A 16209-nucleotide genomic window follows, 5' to 3' on the forward strand; every position below is an offset into this window, starting at 1 on the left:
ACCATTTGCGGCTTTTTAAACAAGTCTTGGTTTTTCGCTGAGATTTCAGGTTGAGAAAAAAGGAGTCTTGACATAGTCTGAAAAGTCAAAAAACGGGTACTTATAATAAAAGAGGAACTGCTTTGAAAGTTTTGCAGGGCAACTGCCCCGGATTTAACCTTCTTTGTTCTAAACTTTAAGTACTTCTTAAGGTTATAAGCGATTGCAGCGAGATGCATACATTTATTGACCTGGGGAATTCTAATGGTGTTTATTTTCCGAAGCCCCAGAAATTCTCTGAGTGCCAAAAACAGGTTCCACAGTGCTTTGTCGTTTGCCTTTCATATAGCGGCCGCGCCGGCATTTTTACCCTTTCAATGTTTCTTTCGTATTCCTCGTGATAAGCGGTAATGTTGATTCTTTTTTCGTGGCTTTTCCCGATGCAGGCCTTCCTGATAGGGCAGTCTTTACAGTCGGCTCTCTTAGTAAAATAATTGTCTTTTAAATTTCCGTTTTCCATTTTCTGTTTCCGAAAGGTCACCTTCTTGCCTTGGGGGCAAAGCAAGTAATTACCGGCTTATTGTATTGGAAACCTTCAGGTCCACCTTTGTAGGTCCCGTGTGGAGGAATGTTGTAAGCCCTTTATTTTCGAAATATTCATAATTCTCCCCGCTACTGTAACCAGAATCTGCCAGTACATTTTCCCAGATCAGGCCTTCCCTGCGGAAACGCCTGTTTAATCTCCTTGGCGGTGTCTTAAAGGTATTTAGTATCCTTTTTATCTGCGTGGTAAGCCCGAACATCAGTGATCACGTGGGCTGCGATATCTACAGCTATATTGCACAGATAATTCAGTTTTCTGGCTTTACCGGGTTCGACACTGATCCTTGCATCAGGATCGGTTGGACTGTAATGGGTTTTATTGCTAGTGTATTTACTGCCTTTGTTTTTTGCTGTTTTTTAGGAGCTTTATTTCCTTTGGCTTTGCGGTCCCTACTGCTTTGCACACACAGCTTTGAGAGATGCTATTCAAGATCCTCTGCTGGGACTTTAAGCTCTAGGCTGTCCATAGAAGTATTGGCTTTTACGGGAGCAGAATCTCTAGCCTGTTATGCCCACTAACCAAACCTGCTTCGATACACAGCCTTAAAACTCTAGTGAATACTTCTTCAAAAATATCATCCGGGAAAAGTTGCCGGGTTCGGCTAATGGTACTGTGCCAGGGAATTTCTTCGTCTACATCATATCCCAAGAAAGAAAGAACGTCCAGACGCATACCACAATGGTCCATCACACCTCGATCTGTAGTAATATTTTCAAGATACCCAACCAGGCAGATATTGAAGAATACCACTGGATCAATGCTTTTCTGGCCGCTTCGCCCATAGAAATTCAGTGTGAGCGGATACAGAAAATCCAGATCCAGAGTTTCCTTTAAACGTCGATAAAAATTTCCTTTTGGAATGCGGTCAATTAATCTAAAAGAAGTGAAGAGTTTTTCCTGATAATCCTTTTTTCCTTGCATACATGAAATTAACTAATTTCTGTAACTTGTGCAACAGGCACAATATATAAAAACAATGCTAAAATCAGTATCTAATCGAAATTCCGTGCTCCCTTACTTAGCGGATTGTCCTGAGGACAATCACGCTCGCCAGCTCGCACAGTTTTTATAGGATGGGTCGTTGTAGTTAATTTTAAGAAGAATCAAATGAAGAAAAAAAATAGACTTTCAAAATGGAAAAAGCAGGAAAAATTTTCTATCGTTTTTGAAAGTCCGATGGATTCTGATTTTGAAAAATTTCTCAAAATATGGAATGATAAAAACCCCTCAAATGAGAAAAATCTATTTGGTTCCGATTATGATTTAATGAAAATGACTAGAGAATTAGTTTTTGATATTAAAAAAGGAGTTCCTGTTTTTCATTACATCTGTCCAATGCTAGATACAAAGAAATTAGAAATATCTTACCACCATCTTATTGATAGTGTATTTGAAGGAGATGAAACTGATATTGAAAAAGAGGTCATTAATACATTAGGAATTGCTACCGCTCTGGAAGTCCCTATTTATCCTAATAACGAAATAGTTGAGAAGGATTTGTCAAACTATTATCAAAAACTGATTCAAAATGGGTTTACTGCACCAGATGAAAAAGGGAATGATGTAAAATTAGTCCCTGTTAATTCAAAGAAAATGGAGGACTTTAAAATCGATAAATTTTCAAAAATTGATTTAACAAAATTTTGGTCGCCAACAGATTTATTAATGCTAAAACAAGTTGTTAAAGAGGAATTCCTAAAATTAAATAATGCTCACAGAACTTTAACAATGTTAGAATTGGCGATCCAACAATTAGAGAACCTTTTAGATACATCAAAGAGGAATGAAAATAATTTACAAAAATGTATTACCGAAAATCCAATACTTTTAGGGCTTGACTACGCTAAAATCATCCCTAAACACAAATTAGGTTCTGAATTTGAAGTAGATTATGCTCTAGAAAAATTCAACGGACTAACTGATTTAATGGAAATTGAATCGAGCAACTTAAATATTTTCACCAAGCAAGGAAATCCTTCGAGTTATTTAGTACACGCAGAACAACAAGTAATTGATTGGCTAGATTGGATTGAGAAAAACAATGCCTATGCTAGAAATGGATTAGAAGGTCTTATATCACCTAAAGGTTTTATAATAATCGGTAGGAGCTCTAGTCTAACTGAAAAGACAAAAGCAAGTCTAATTAGAAGAAACAAGGCATTTAATGGAAACATAACCATTCTGACATATGATGATGTTTTAATAAAAGCTAAAAGCTTGAGAGATATTTTAAAAAACGAAAAAACTAGCTACAACATCGGTTCATCGCAAATAAAGAGGGGTTGAGTCGAAAAAGAGTAATTTTAGAAACCAAGAATGAAATCGTTTAAGCCGATAAGTCCGCTTCCTTACTCGCGCAACTTGTGCTTATCGCAAACCGTTATGCGCAATAAAAAGAAACTATGAATAGCCCATATATATCACGAATTAGGATAGAGAATTTTAGAAACTTCAAAGAAATTGATGTAAACCTAAACCATAAACAAGTAATCATCGGAGAAAACAATGTTGGAAAAACAAATTTTTTAAGAGCAGTTCAGTTAATTCTTGATCGTGATTTCTCAGATATGGATCGTGAGTTAAGTTTAAGTGATTTTCATGATAGTATAGAAGATCCTAAAGGGAATGGGGAGGAAATTAAAATAGTAATAGAAATACGGAATTATGAACATAACAGACAGTTATTAGCTCAATTTCAAGATGCAGTGGTTTCAACAAAACCTCCCACATTAAGATTCACATACAAATACTTTCCCTTGATAGATGAAAATGGTGAAATCCTGAGTTATAAATATCAGATATTTAAAGGTATAACAGAGGATAAATTTTTTAGAAGTGAAGATCGAAATTTCTTGAATATTAAAGTTATTAGTGCGCTTAGAGATGTTGAGCGAGAATTAAATGCGAATAAGCGCTCACCTCTTTACAAACTTGTCAAACAATATGATATTGATAAGGAAGTGTTGGATGAAATTTCTGAAGCTATGCAGGACGCAGCAGAAGACATTCTTACATTGGATGAAATCAAGGATGTAAAAAAGATCATAGGGGATAGGTTTGAAACACTAGCAGGTTTACAACATGATAATGAAATAAACTTACGACCCTATGATATAGATACAGAAAGGTTGTTATACACCATACAAGTTTATATGGGACTAAAGGGTAGACCAGTTTCAGAATTGAGTCTCGGTTTGGGCAATATACTTTATGTCACATTGATGATGCTTTTATTGAGAGATAAAACAGTGCCTCGAATCATTAAAAAAGAAACTTATGATGATTTGATAGCTAAGGAAAAAAGTACATTAATCTCCGAAAATTATGTAGTTAATGCGAAAGGAAATAATTATATTCAAAATGATAATATTGAAGCGGAAGTTAGAAACCAATTGTATGAGTTCTTCGATCAACATAATCATCAATTACATTCAGTAACCATTTTAGCCGTTGAAGAACCGGAAGCACATTTGCATCCAGTTTTACAAAGGTTGATTTATAGAGAAGTTCTGCAAAAAAGTGAAACATCTGTCATTTTTACTACACACTCTCCCTATATAACTGCCGTAGCTCCTTTGGAATCAATTGTTCACTGTAGGCATGAAAAAGGAGAATCTAAAGTCTTCTCTACTGCGAACCTTATGATTGATTCTAAGGATAAAACTGATATTGAACGATACCTAGATTCCAAAAGAGGGGAAATGTATTTTGGAAAAGGGGTTCTACTTGTGGAGGGAATAACCGAGGAATATATTGTTCCGAGAACCGCTGAATTAATGGGAACCTATTTAGATGACTTAGGAATTTTGATTTGTAACGTACATTCAACAAATTTCAAACCTTATGTTCAGATACTTGAAGCACTAGATATTCCATGGTGTTTGATAACCGATGGCGATTTTTACGACTTGGAAATTAAAACAGAAGGAGATAAAGAAAAACGGATTCGTCATTATCATCGAATGTGGCAAGAAAAAGAATCACAGCAATATAGAGGATTAGAACTGATGAATAAAATGAACGTAGACTTAGGAATTATATCCGAGGCAGAAATTCAAACTGATAATATTCAAGGTCAATTTGATTTGCTGGAAGCCAAAGGTTGTTTTGTAGGGTTCTATACTCTTGAAATTGATGTAATGATAAAAGGAGGTGATGAGGGGAAGGAAATTTTAAAAAAAGTTTATTCAGAAGTTCGACCAGGAGGGGAAAGGCAACAAAGGAACTTTAATAAAGAACTGGATAAAGATAATTTTTGGGCAGCATTATCCAAAATTGAAAGTAATGTGAGTAAGGGTAGATTTGCTCAACGTTTTACTTCACACATGACATTAAATTCTGTACCGGACTATATTAAATCTGCGATTAATGAAATAATAAAGAAAGTAACAACCGCTCATGAATGATAAATTTTATATTGACCTAAAACTCATTCAATCTGATAAAAGCCAATGGAATGCTTATAATTCGAAAGGGGACACTGTTGTAATAGCCGGACCAGGCAGCGGAAAAACTCGTATTTTGACTTTGAAAGCGATTAAATTATTAAAGTCCAATATTCATTATCCATCGGGTTTGGCTTGCATTAGTTACAGCAGGGAAACAGTTAGAGAACTTAAGAAGAGGCTCAAGGAATATGGTTACCGTCCGAATGGAAATGATTTCATTGGTACAATGCATGGATTTTGTTTGATTAATATCTTACAGCCATTTACTCATCTTTTCCCACAATACAATGTTCCTCTTCCATTGAAAATTGCTTCTGATGAATTGTCCAATTCAATTTTTCGTGGTGTATTGTCTTCAATGGGTATTAAAACAGATGAAATTACTACAAAGCAATTTATAGGGTACAAAATGAATATTAATCGACAGAGAAGTTTATCTGCGATAGGCTTAAGCCAAGTAAATGTTCAAATTGATGCATTCGAAGCAGCAGCAGCAAAGGAATACGAAAAGCGATTGGAAAATGCTGGACATGTGGACTTTGTTGGAATGATTAATAGTGCCACTTTGATGATTCGTGAGCAAGATTTTATCAAAACATCATTAGAAGCTAAATTTCCCTGGATGCTTATTGATGAATATCAAGATCTAGGGAAAGCCTTACATGAAATGGTATTAGAACTCCAGGCTGTTACTTCTATTAAAATTTTTGCAGTTGGAGACATGAATCAATCAATTTATGGATTCAATGGAGCCTATCCAGACTTTTTGGAGGAACTAGATGGTATTGATGATTTTGAATCTATTCCTTTAACTTCAAATTATAGGAGTAATCAAGATATAATCGAAGGATCCCTTGATATGCTGACAGTAGCCCCCCCAAGGCCAGAGTATTCGGCTAAGAAAAGAATAGATGAAGAGGCAGAATTCACATTCATTGTTTGTGAGTCGGAAATGAGACCTCAATATGAAGTTGTAGCCCAAAAAGTTATTCCTAAGTTGAAAGAGAAGGGAATTTCATACAATGAAATAGGAATATTGGTTGCATCTTCAAATGATGTTGTTAAAATGGCAACTAAACTTAATGAGAATAATATCCCATTTTATATTGTCAAATGGGATTTTGTTAATAGTGATATTGTGTTCTGGTTGCAGGAATGTGCACAATGGTGTTTAGATAACAAAATTCAATCTTTTGACGAACTATTTAGTTTTTGGCAATTACAACTCCATGTTCATGAAAGTGAACGAGCGATGTGGGAAGTAATTCGTCAACGTGTCTTTTTCCATAAAGTATTAATGGAGAGTAAAGCAAAAACCATAGTATTTGAATGGTTGCAGTTTATTCTTTCAGAATTAGATTTAAAAGATCTACTGAGTAATTCAGATCGTTATCCAGAAGAGAACGATAATTTGAATGCATTGTTAGATGAGGCACAAAATAAAAACTTAAAAGATGCCCCCTTAAGAAGATTTGCATTCTTAGGTGAGCCAGAAGACGAGATTACTATTACAACTCGACATAGTGCAAAGGGGCTTGAATTTGAGGCAGTAATAATGTTAGGTATGGAGGAAGAAAGGTTTCCATATACTTATATGATTGAAGAGGGATCAAGGCAAATGCAAGAGGCCCATCGTTTATGCTATGTAAGTGTAAGCCGAGCGAAACGAGAATGTATTTTAATACGTTCTAAAAAACACACTCTACAAACACGAAGAGGCCCATGGTTAAAAAAATATCAGCCATCTCGTTTTTGGGATACACTATACGATAGATTCGGTAGTGACAAAAATATTTATAAATCAAGAGGATATTAAAAAGCGCATAACAACACCTAAGAAAACATAAGCGGAAAGTGGTTTGTGTAAGGTTCGTTCTTCGTGCCTAATGTTAACACATTTATACAAGCAAATACTTCGAAAATTCTAAAGGTTTTTTCTCGAAACTTATGATGCTGAAGTAAATATCATCCAAAAGAAAATTTTAGAGATTTTATGATCTTTTAGATGGAGGGAAAATGAAATTTAGAAAAGCACCGGCTCCACAATTGCAGAGTGTGTCTATTGCGTCTAAATTTTGTATGTAATCCAAATTTGCGTGATTTGGCCATTTTTTTTAGAATTATATTGACTCTTAATACTGTAGATGCATTCAGGGTTCTAACGCAGCAGCGAGGCGTTTTTAAATAAATGGCTCTGAGTTACTTTTTTTAATCCTAAAATATAAATGCAGGAAATTAATTTGTAAACTTCCCCTAACAGTTCTTGAATTCAAAAATTGATTACACTGTCCAATGCATCATCTGCATCTCTATGAATAAAGTTAGCCTGGTAATTTAGTGTGGTTTTTAGATCACTATGCCGGTAAAGCTTTTGTAACATTAAGGGGTGTATTTTATCTCCGGCTATATTTCCAAAAGTATGACGGGCTATGTGGTTTGAGAGGTTTTTGTCTATTTCACACTCGTCAGCTATTCGTTTCAAGAATTTATTTAAAACCTTAGTAGCGTTCCTCATTTTAAGGAATAGGCTTTTTGGATCCTGTTGATCAGCATCTTTTAAAAATGGAAAAATATAGCCATTGTTTTCCGTCTTATCCATCAGATAGAGATTAAAGATGGTTTTGGCTTTGTCCGGTACTTTAAAGCTCAATGGTTTTTCATTCTTATTCATCACATAGTACAGGCGGCCATCTTTTATATCTGTCCACTTCAAGGCTACAACATCTGAAATTCTTATACCTGCAAAGTAGAAGGAAACAAGCCAGACATTCCTGGTGTGCCATATCGAAGAATGACTTTCCACTGCAAGATTTTCTATTTTGGTAACTTCCTCAGCAGTCAATCCAATTTTATTTCCTGAGCCAATTCTGATTTTTTCTTTTTCGCCCGCGAAAGGATAATACTTTTGAGAAACAATCCCGTCTTTTATAGCAACATTAAAGAGGGTTCTGATAAAAATAAGTTGGTTTGTGATGGTTCGGGTCTTGTGTCCCATGTGAGTGGAGCAGAAGGCTTTGTACTTATTTAGAAATGATTCATTCATTTCCCGAAACTCCAGTCGGGTATTTCTCTTAAAATAGGTAATAGCCTCTCCAAAAGAATATTCACCTTTTCTGGTCTTACTCACTCGTATTCGCCTTCGCTCTTTTATTGATTTTATAACCTCCTCTTTCTTTTGATTGGTTTTGAGGTTCAGAAACTCTTCCAGGTTATATAGAATAGATAGCTCAGATTTCGCGACAGAAAAAGTTCCTTTATCATATTTCTGTTTTACACGTTCAGCCGCTACTGCAAAGAAAGATTGAGAACCTCCCGGCCCTTTTAGTTTGTTTTTAATCTGTCTGGGCGTCAAATCATCTTCTGAATGAAAATACAAATCTTGTGCTTCGGTAATCTTCTTGTTGAGAAAATAGTTTAGTTTTTTGTGGTTTGGATGGGTCTTTTTTACTTTTTTCAACGTTTCATCCCAATCTTTCTCTAAAATCGAATGGCCCAAAAAATAATAATTGGTCTTGTAATTTTCGCTTATTCTTAAGGCAAGAGGAATAGTGCCATTTTTCTTCATTTTGTTGGGACGCAAGACTACTTGAATATTTGTCATAACCATCTAATTTTTAATGTTTTAAATATAGGGTTATTTTTTAAAAAAGGGTACAGAATAGGTACAGAATAATTCCATTTTACCTGGTATTTTTTGATATCAATAAAAATGTAAAGTCCTGGAAAACATAGTATTTATGGGGGTTTGGTAGATTTTACTGTCCCTCTAATTCCAGCTCATAACCCGAAGGTCACTGGTTCGAGTCCAGTTCCCGCTACTAGCAAAGACAAGGCTTCACAGAAATGTGAAGCCTTTCTATTTTACACCTAGTACAGAATAAGTACAGAATCCAGGTGGAATTCATATCAAGTATCTGGTTTGGTAGTAATCTATGAGGAATTTTATGGATCAAGCCTAATTTTATCCCAAAAGTTCCTGATATTTTTCCCTATTTTTACTCCTGAAGCCCCAACCTATAATGGATGTGAAAAATATTGATAATGAATTTGACCTAGAACCTTTCTTTTCGCGCTCTCACGATTACTTATGTATTGCTGGATTTGATGGATACTTTCGGAAAATAAATCCGGCTTTCATAAAATTAATGGGCTATACCCGGGAAGAATTATTTGCCAGTCCTATAAGCCATTTTGTCTATCCCCAGGATAAAAAGAAAACGGCCGAAACAAGAGCAAAGATTTTAGAAGGATTACCCTTGTTACATTTTCAAAATAGGTATATCACCAAATCAGGGGAAATTGTTTGGCTTACCTGGACCTCTATTCCTGTTCCTGAAAAAGAATTGATCTACGCCATTTCGAAAAATATCACCCATATAAAAAAGTTGGAAGAAGATCGTCACTTTCGAATAAGAGACCTTACTTCAAAAAATTCAGGACTTACGCAACTGAGCTATACCACTGCTCACGATTTAAGATCTCCGGTAAATAACCTGATTTCACTCGTTAATTTATTAGACCGCTCTAAAATCCAGGATGAAGAAACATTATCATGTCTTGAATTATTAGAAATTTCAGTTTATAAATTAAAAGACACTTTAAATGATCAGGTAGACCATCTTAAAGAAAATAATTTGCTAAAACCCAGTGTGCAGCCGGTAAATTTGAAAGAACTTATTTATACTATCTTAAGTTCCCTTCGTTCTTTGATTGAAGAGACCGGGACCTGCGTTGAAATTGATTTTTCGGAAATTGAATTCCTTAAGGTCAATCAATTTTATTTACACAGCATTTTCCTAAACCTAATCACAAATTCAATAAAATATGCTAAACCTGGATTTCCACCGAGAATATCTATTAGTTCTAAAAGAAATGAAGGGGGTTCTCAGATTCGATTTTCAGATACCGGAATTGGTTTCGATATGGAAAAAAATAAAAATAAAATATTTGGATTGCACCAGGTTTTCACTGCAAATAAAGACAGCAAGGGTATTGGGTTATATTTGGTAAAAAGTTATATGGATAGCTTGGGAGGTGAAATTGATGTTATGAGCGAGACCGGAGTTGGCACTACTTTTACATTAAGTTTCAAAGATTAAGAAAAGACTTATTCCAAATTCTGTAAAACCTGCCCAAAGATTCCGAATCGTTTAATTAACCATTTCCAAACGCTGTTCCAGCCTAACTCAGTTTCTCTTCATTTTTGTTCTTAAAATCTCTAGGATCAATCCGAAGAGACAGATACCACTATTGTCGATAAGTTAAAACTATGACAAATAATATTATTATGGCATAAAACTATTTATATTTGCATCGTGTGCGATATAGTTTTGCACGATATAAATAAAAATAATGAAGAGAGCATCTGAAACATCACGAGCACAAAATATTTTCAGGATCCTGCTGGCAATATTCATGATTTTCGCCGGTTTTAGTCACTTAACTTTTAATAGAGTAGACTTCCAGGCGCAAGTTCCAGATTGGGTTCCTTTAAGCAAAGATCTGGTAGTTATTTTGTCTGGAATAGTTGAAATGGCATTAGGTCTGGCATTATTATTTTGGAAAAAGCAACGTGTGATAATAGGTTGGGCGTTAGCTATTTTCTTTATACTTATTTTTCCCGGCAATATCGCTCAGTATTTAGACAGAAAAGATGCCTTCGGAGCTTTAGATTCAGATAGAGCAAGATTAATTAGGCTTTTCTTTCAACCAGTTCTTATAGCCTGGGCACTATGGTCTTCCGGCGCCTGGGAAGCCTGGAGAAATTCAAAAAAATAAATATTATGGACGATCAGCAACTAAAATTAAACAATCAGGTTTGTTTTCCTATTTATTCGGTGTCCAGGCTAATTACAAAAGCCTATAAACCATTCCTGGAAGAAATGGATTTGACTTATCCTCAGTACCTGGTTTTACTGGTATTATGGGAAAATGATAAATTATCGGTTAATCAAATTGGTGAAAAATTATTATTAAACACCAATACCTTGTCTCCGCTTATTAAACGAATGGAGAAAATGGATCTACTGAAGCGCACCCGCTCTAAAGAAGATGAACGAAGTGTATTTATCCAGCTTACAGAAAAAGGAAAAGCACTAAAGAACAATGCGCTTCCAATTCCAGAGAAATTGCTAAATACTTTGGTAACGGAAGATGTAACGCTCACAGAAGTAATGCTGTTAAAGGATACGCTCGATAAATGGATCGATATCCTTTCAGACAAGAAAAATAGCAGATAATATACTAACTTACTGATAAATAAATTTTTAATTAAAAAAACAATAGAAATGAAAGCACTACAAATAGTAAAATACGGTGAAATTAAGGATAGTTTATCCATCAATGAGATCGAAAAACCATCGGTAAAACCAAATGAGATTTTAGTTGAAGTTAAAGCGGCTTCATTGAATCCTATTGATTATAAGATGGCACAAGGACATCTAAAAGAACTGGTGTCTTTAAAGCTACCGGCTACAATAGGTTTTGATGTTAGCGGGGTGGTTGTGGAAAAAGGAGCTGATGTTAGTGATTTTGAAATCGGTGACGAAATATATTCCAGGGTACCCCATGAACAAATGGGTACCGTTGCAGAGTTTGTTATCATTGATGCTGATAAAGTTGTTAGAAAGCCGGAAAATATATCTTTTGAAGAAGCTTCAGGATTGCCTTTAACAGGAATTACCGCGATCCAGGCTTTAGAAAAAGCCGGGTTAAAAAAAGACGACAGAATTCTTATTCACGCCGGTTCCGGGGGTGTAGGTAGTTTTGCTATTCAGTATGCCAAAGCAAAAGGAGCTATCGTTTATACAACCACCAGTACTAAAAATGTAGATTGGGTAAAAGCTTTAGGAGCTGACCGCGTAATAGATTATAAAACGGAAGATTACAAAGAAGTAGCCAATAACCTGGATATTGTTTTTGACACCTTGGGAGACGATTATACGTTTGATGCTTTTCAAATTATTAAAGAAGGCGGAACAGTAACTTCAATTGCAGGTCCGCCAGACGAAGAATCTGCCAAAATAATGGGGATCGAAGGTTATAAATTACCCGAACAATTATCTAATCTTATTGAAGATAACTCGGTCGCCTATAAACACACCTGGATGCAGCCTAATGCAGCGCAGTTGAAGGAGATAAAAGGAATGGTAGAAGATGGCGATATAAAGTCAATCGTAGATCTTATTTATTCATTTGAAGATGGAGTTAATGCTTACGAGTACCTGGCGACCGGAAGAGCACAGGGAAAAGTAATCATAAGCTTATCTAAACAGGCTTAGATTGGTGAATAGATTATATATTATAACTAAAAAAAGAAAATGATTATGAGTAAAAAGAAGAATGTATTAGTTGCCGGTGCAAACGGCAGCACGGGAAGAATCATTATCGATTTATTAAAGAAATCTGAAAACCATCAACCTATTGCTATGGTAAGAAAACCAGAGCAAAAAGAGCATTTTGAAAAAGAAAATGTAACCGCTGTCCTGGCCGATTTAGAAGAAGATTTAAACCAGGCTGTAAAAGGTGCCGATAAAGTAATTTTTGCTGCCGGTTCTGGTGGAAATAAAGTGGTTGAAGTAGATCAGGAAGGAGCAAAAAGATTAATAGACGCCGCTAAGAATGCAGGAGTTGAGAAGTTTGTAATGCTTAGCTCTATGGGCGCAGGCAAACCCGAAATGAGTGAGGAGCTTGGAGATTATCTGGAAGCCAAAGGGAATGCAGATGATTACCTTCAAAAGAGCGGTTTAACTTATACTATTGTTAGGCCTGGTGCGCTTACAGATGATGATGGTTCCGGAAAAATTCAGCTAAAGAAAAAATTAGAAAAGCAAGAAAGTATTTCCAGGGCAAATGTGGCTCGTACGCTTGTTGAAGTTCTGGACGATGATGTAAAGCAGAACCAGATTTTTGAAATTCTTGATGGCGAGACTCTGATTGAAAAAGCAGTCCGTGATTAAGAAATTTTTTAATTAAAAAAAGAAAGATATGAAAGTACTATTTGTATTAACCTCTCACGATAAATTGGGGGATACAGGAGAAAAAACAGGATTTTGGATCGAAGAATTCGCAGCACCTTATTACAACCTGGTGGATAAAGGAGTTGATGTTACGGTAGCTACACCCAAAGGAGGTAAAGCACCTATTGATCCTAACAGTGAAAGTGAAGATGCACAAACCGAGGATACCAAACGCTACTACAAGGATGCTGAAACTCAAAAAGTGATCGAAAATACCTTAAAGTTAGATGGAATTAAGTCGGAAGAATTTGACGCTGTATTCTACCCCGGAGGTCACGGTCCGCTTTGGGATCTTGCTGAAGATAAGACTTCTATAGCTTTGATAGAGGAGTTTAACAAGCAGAAAAAACCAATCGGTTTGGTATGCCATGCACCAGCAGCTCTTAAAAATGTGAAAAAGGAAAATGGGGAACCCTTAGTGAAAGGAAAAAAAGTAACCGGTTTCACCAATACTGAAGAGGAAGCTGTGCAGTTAACCGATGTTGTTCCATTTTTAGTAGAGGATATGCTGAAAGAAAATGGAGGCATTTATTCTAAGTCTGGCGACTGGGAAGTTTATGTGCTTGAAGATGGAAATTTAATCACCGGACAAAATCCTGCATCTTCCGAGAAAGCTTCTGAAAAACTATACGAGATGCTTAAATAACTAAAGCTCTCTTAATTTAAAACCTGCAACCTTAAAAGTTGCAGGTTTTTGTGATTATAATAAGAATCAGATATCCAGTTCCTATTTCTAAACACTGGCAATTAGTGATTCTAGAAATACTGAATCTAAAATTCTGATTCGATTGTAATTCCCGTAAACTCGTTTTTCAAGATGTCTATCGACTTATTCAAAAGGTATTTATCAAAAAAATTCAATATTAGTGAATTTGTAATCTTGTAAGCCTTGAATGGTTCTATACTTCCCTCCTCATTTATAGCAGAAAAATTGACCATTAATGGAATATCCATAAAATTAGAATGTCCGGAATTTTCAATTTTAATATTATAGAAGTCGGCATTGCTTTTATTCCGAAATGCGTGTTTATTGAAATTGGGTTGCTCCTTTAGCCAGTCTGAAGATATATAAGCAAAAGGTTTATTTAGTGTACTATTCACCATAGTACCCCATTGAGTGCCATCCATATTTATTGCCGCTTTAACTCGTTTGTCTTCAAGTAAAACCTGACCTGCCGCAGCTCCTCCGTGTGAATGTCCGAAAACACCAATATTTGAATTAATAATATGATTTTTTAAGAACAAGAAACTCTTTTCATTTTCTAAATGGTCTATTACCGAGGAAATATCCTTACTCCATCTTTTAATACTTTCAGCTGCAATGTAATCCTCCATTAAGTCTTTAATAGCCTTAAATTCTTCTTTAGTACTTTCAGCTTGATTAAATTCCTGGGTGGCATTCCAGGCCATATTCGCCATTTCCTGGTTATTATTTAAGCTATCATAGGTGGTGTTATATAGCTTTATATCTCCGTCTGGAAATATTGAACCTGTACTTTCATAAGTGTGATTAATATTTAAAACAATATAGCCCTGGCTAACAATTTCTTCAATTAGCGCATAGTAACCAAAAGCTTTAGAATAATGGCCGTGTGAAAAAATTAAAACCGGAAATTTCCCATTGGCAACCTCAGGACTTTTATAAGTACTGGTTTTAATAAGGTCTAAATAATCCATCGACCATCCGGGTAAACCATATTTGTCTGCAAAACCAAGCCTGCTTCCCTTATCAAGGTAATTTTCCGAATTTTCACCTGCAATCTGGGCTGGATACCAGGCTTTAATCATTAATTCCCTTTTATCATCTTTATCCCAGGTAATTGATTCTGGTCTATCGGTTTTTATATGAATATATTTTGAGCCAATCTCAAGGTTACCAGTGGGCGTGGGTAATTTAAAAACCGGTAAAATACTAGGTAAGAACCAACCCAGAATTAAAACAATTCCAAAGCCGGTGGTTAAAAATATCTTCACCAATAAATTCATATTTACCCGTATCGTTTGTTTCCACAGCAGAAAAAGAACTCCAAGAACTATTAAATAGCCCAGAGACATTTGCCACCTGGCTCCTTCTAATACTAAATGCAAAGCGAAAATAATTCCAATTAATATAGCAAAAGTTTTCCTCTTTGGAATCTTCAGCTTAATTAGAAATAGAATTGGAAAGATGGTAGCAATTACCAGTAAAATAATTTCGAAAAATCTCATCGGTTTTGTTTTAAACAAACATACTGAGGAGTTCTTCTAATTTTGTAAAAATGATAATGGACAAATAATGGACAGGATTTTAATTGGCTGAATTTGATATATTTAATAGGAAAAGATATAAATCATCCCTGGGTTTTAAGCCTATTTTTTTCCTTAACCTATAACGTGCCTTATTCACACTTTCTGGGGTAATGTTTAAAACCTCACTCACTGCTTTTGCACTCAAATTCATTCGCAGCAGTGCGCATAGCTTTATTTCATTCGAAGTAATTTTTGGAATTTTTTTCTGAAGAGATGACGTGAAGTCAGGATATATTTTTTCAAAATCGGAAAAGAAGGTAAGGCTTTCAGGTTCAAGCTGATTGTTTTTCACTATATCTCTGAGAGATATCTTTAGATCAGATTTTAATTTTTGATTGTTCTTTTCCAGCTGATTTTCCCTACGGTGTGAAATTTTCTTTTCTACCTTCTCAAAGCGATCACTCTTTCTATCAAATTTAAATTGTAGACGCTCGATTTGTTTTTTTCGCAAGATATAAGGAATAGCAATGAAGCCTACTATAAAAAGTCCTAATCCGCTAATGAACAAGATGCTAAAAACAAACCAGGTGTCGGGATCAACTCTAAACTCCATTAATAATTATAAATGTAGATTTTCACCAAAGAAAGAATTCCTAGGGATTAGGATCTAAAGTTTAGCAAAAGAATCAGGTTCAGTTTAAATATAGAGAAATTAAAACAATTTTATGTTTTAGTTTTATCAGATAAGATGCTTAAGTTCTTTGTGAATCAACTTTTTTCCCGAATTACGAACGATTTAAAAAGTAAAAAAGAAATTCAAATTCTCCTAGTCTATAAAATAAACAATTAGAAATAAATTATCAAGGAATCTGGATCAATATTTTCAATACTTTATGCCGTTCAGTTTCAAAATGAATTTTCCTTTTATTAA

General features: G+C 35.1%; 14 protein-coding genes. 9 read left to right on the forward strand and 5 right to left on the reverse strand.

Annotated elements, in window-relative coordinates; all coding sequences use genetic code 11:
• Nucleotides 1–250: 250 nt before the first annotated feature.
• The gene (locus tag B5X53_RS19300; protein ID WP_232764130.1) at nt 251–499 is read right to left on the reverse strand and encodes a hypothetical protein; all 249 of its coding nucleotides are present in this window, start codon (nt 497–499) and stop codon (nt 251–253) included.
• 564 nt (nt 500–1063) lie between these two features.
• Nucleotides 1064–1504 carry a transposase gene (locus B5X53_RS19305; protein WP_232764131.1) on the reverse strand — a complete coding sequence of 147 codons (441 nt, stop codon included), beginning with the start codon at nt 1502–1504 and terminating at the stop codon, nt 1064–1066.
• A 186-nt stretch (nt 1505–1690) separates the two neighbouring features.
• Between B5X53_RS19305 and B5X53_RS05615 the strand changes: the two genes are divergently transcribed.
• The 3 genes from B5X53_RS05615 (at nt 1691) to B5X53_RS05625 (ending at nt 6847) form a co-directional block, all read left to right on the forward strand.
• Nucleotides 1691–2869 carry a Shedu anti-phage system protein SduA domain-containing protein gene (locus B5X53_RS05615; protein ID WP_079712262.1) on the forward strand — a complete coding sequence of 393 codons (1179 nt, stop codon included), beginning with the start codon at nt 1691–1693 and terminating at the stop codon, nt 2867–2869.
• A 116-nt stretch (nt 2870–2985) separates the two neighbouring features.
• On the forward strand, nt 2986–4989 hold the full coding sequence (locus B5X53_RS05620; protein ID WP_079712263.1) for an ATP-dependent nuclease: 2004 nt from the start codon (nt 2986–2988) through the stop codon (nt 4987–4989).
• Nucleotides 4982–6847, forward strand: a complete 1866-nt coding sequence (locus B5X53_RS05625; RefSeq protein ID WP_079712264.1) for a UvrD-helicase domain-containing protein — start codon at nt 4982–4984, stop codon at nt 6845–6847. Before B5X53_RS05620 ends, B5X53_RS05625 begins: the two co-directional genes overlap by 8 nt.
• A 453-nt stretch (nt 6848–7300) precedes the next feature.
• Here the strand turns inward: B5X53_RS05625 and B5X53_RS05630 are convergent, their stop codons facing one another.
• On the reverse strand, nt 7301–8632 hold the full coding sequence (locus B5X53_RS05630; protein WP_079712265.1) for a phage integrase SAM-like domain-containing protein: 1332 nt from the start codon (nt 8630–8632) through the stop codon (nt 7301–7303).
• 424 nt (nt 8633–9056) lie between these two features.
• On the opposite strand from B5X53_RS05630, the gene B5X53_RS05635 reads away from it, so the two are divergent.
• From B5X53_RS05635 to B5X53_RS05660, 6 genes are all read left to right on the forward strand, one after another.
• Nucleotides 9057–10130, forward strand: coding sequence for a PAS domain-containing sensor histidine kinase (locus B5X53_RS05635; RefSeq protein WP_232764132.1), 1074 nt, complete (start codon nt 9057–9059; stop codon nt 10128–10130).
• A gap of 253 nt (nt 10131–10383) precedes the next feature.
• The gene (locus B5X53_RS05640) at nt 10384–10809 is read left to right on the forward strand and encodes a DoxX family protein (protein WP_079712267.1); all 426 of its coding nucleotides are present in this window, start codon (nt 10384–10386) and stop codon (nt 10807–10809) included.
• Between the two features lie 5 nt (nt 10810–10814).
• Nucleotides 10815–11270: a MarR family winged helix-turn-helix transcriptional regulator gene (locus tag B5X53_RS05645; protein ID WP_079712268.1), complete on the forward strand. Its 456-nt coding sequence runs from the start codon at nt 10815–10817 to the stop codon at nt 11268–11270.
• 48 nt (nt 11271–11318) lie between these two features.
• Nucleotides 11319–12311, forward strand: coding sequence for an NADP-dependent oxidoreductase (locus tag B5X53_RS05650; protein WP_079712269.1), 993 nt, complete (start codon nt 11319–11321; stop codon nt 12309–12311).
• A 45-nt stretch (nt 12312–12356) separates the two neighbouring features.
• Nucleotides 12357–12989 carry an SDR family oxidoreductase gene (locus B5X53_RS05655; protein WP_079712270.1) on the forward strand — a complete coding sequence of 211 codons (633 nt, stop codon included), beginning with the start codon at nt 12357–12359 and terminating at the stop codon, nt 12987–12989.
• A gap of 28 nt (nt 12990–13017) precedes the next feature.
• Nucleotides 13018–13695 carry a type 1 glutamine amidotransferase domain-containing protein gene (locus B5X53_RS05660; RefSeq protein WP_079712271.1) on the forward strand — a complete coding sequence of 226 codons (678 nt, stop codon included), beginning with the start codon at nt 13018–13020 and terminating at the stop codon, nt 13693–13695.
• 125 nt (nt 13696–13820) lie between these two features.
• On the opposite strand, the gene B5X53_RS05665 is transcribed toward B5X53_RS05660, so the two are convergent.
• Together B5X53_RS05665 and B5X53_RS05670 are read right to left on the reverse strand one after the other, a co-directional pair.
• Complete coding sequence (locus tag B5X53_RS05665) at nt 13821–15257, reverse strand: alpha/beta hydrolase family protein (RefSeq protein WP_079712272.1); 1437 nt, start codon at nt 15255–15257, stop codon at nt 13821–13823.
• A 79-nt stretch (nt 15258–15336) separates the two neighbouring features.
• Nucleotides 15337–15891, reverse strand: a complete 555-nt coding sequence (locus B5X53_RS05670; RefSeq protein WP_079712273.1) for a helix-turn-helix transcriptional regulator — start codon at nt 15889–15891, stop codon at nt 15337–15339.
• Nucleotides 15892–16209: the final 318 nt, after the last annotated feature.

The sequence above is a fragment of the Salegentibacter salinarum genome (assembly GCF_900168115.1).
GTDB classification, from domain to species: Bacteria; Bacteroidota; Bacteroidia; order Flavobacteriales; family Flavobacteriaceae; genus Salegentibacter; species Salegentibacter salinarum.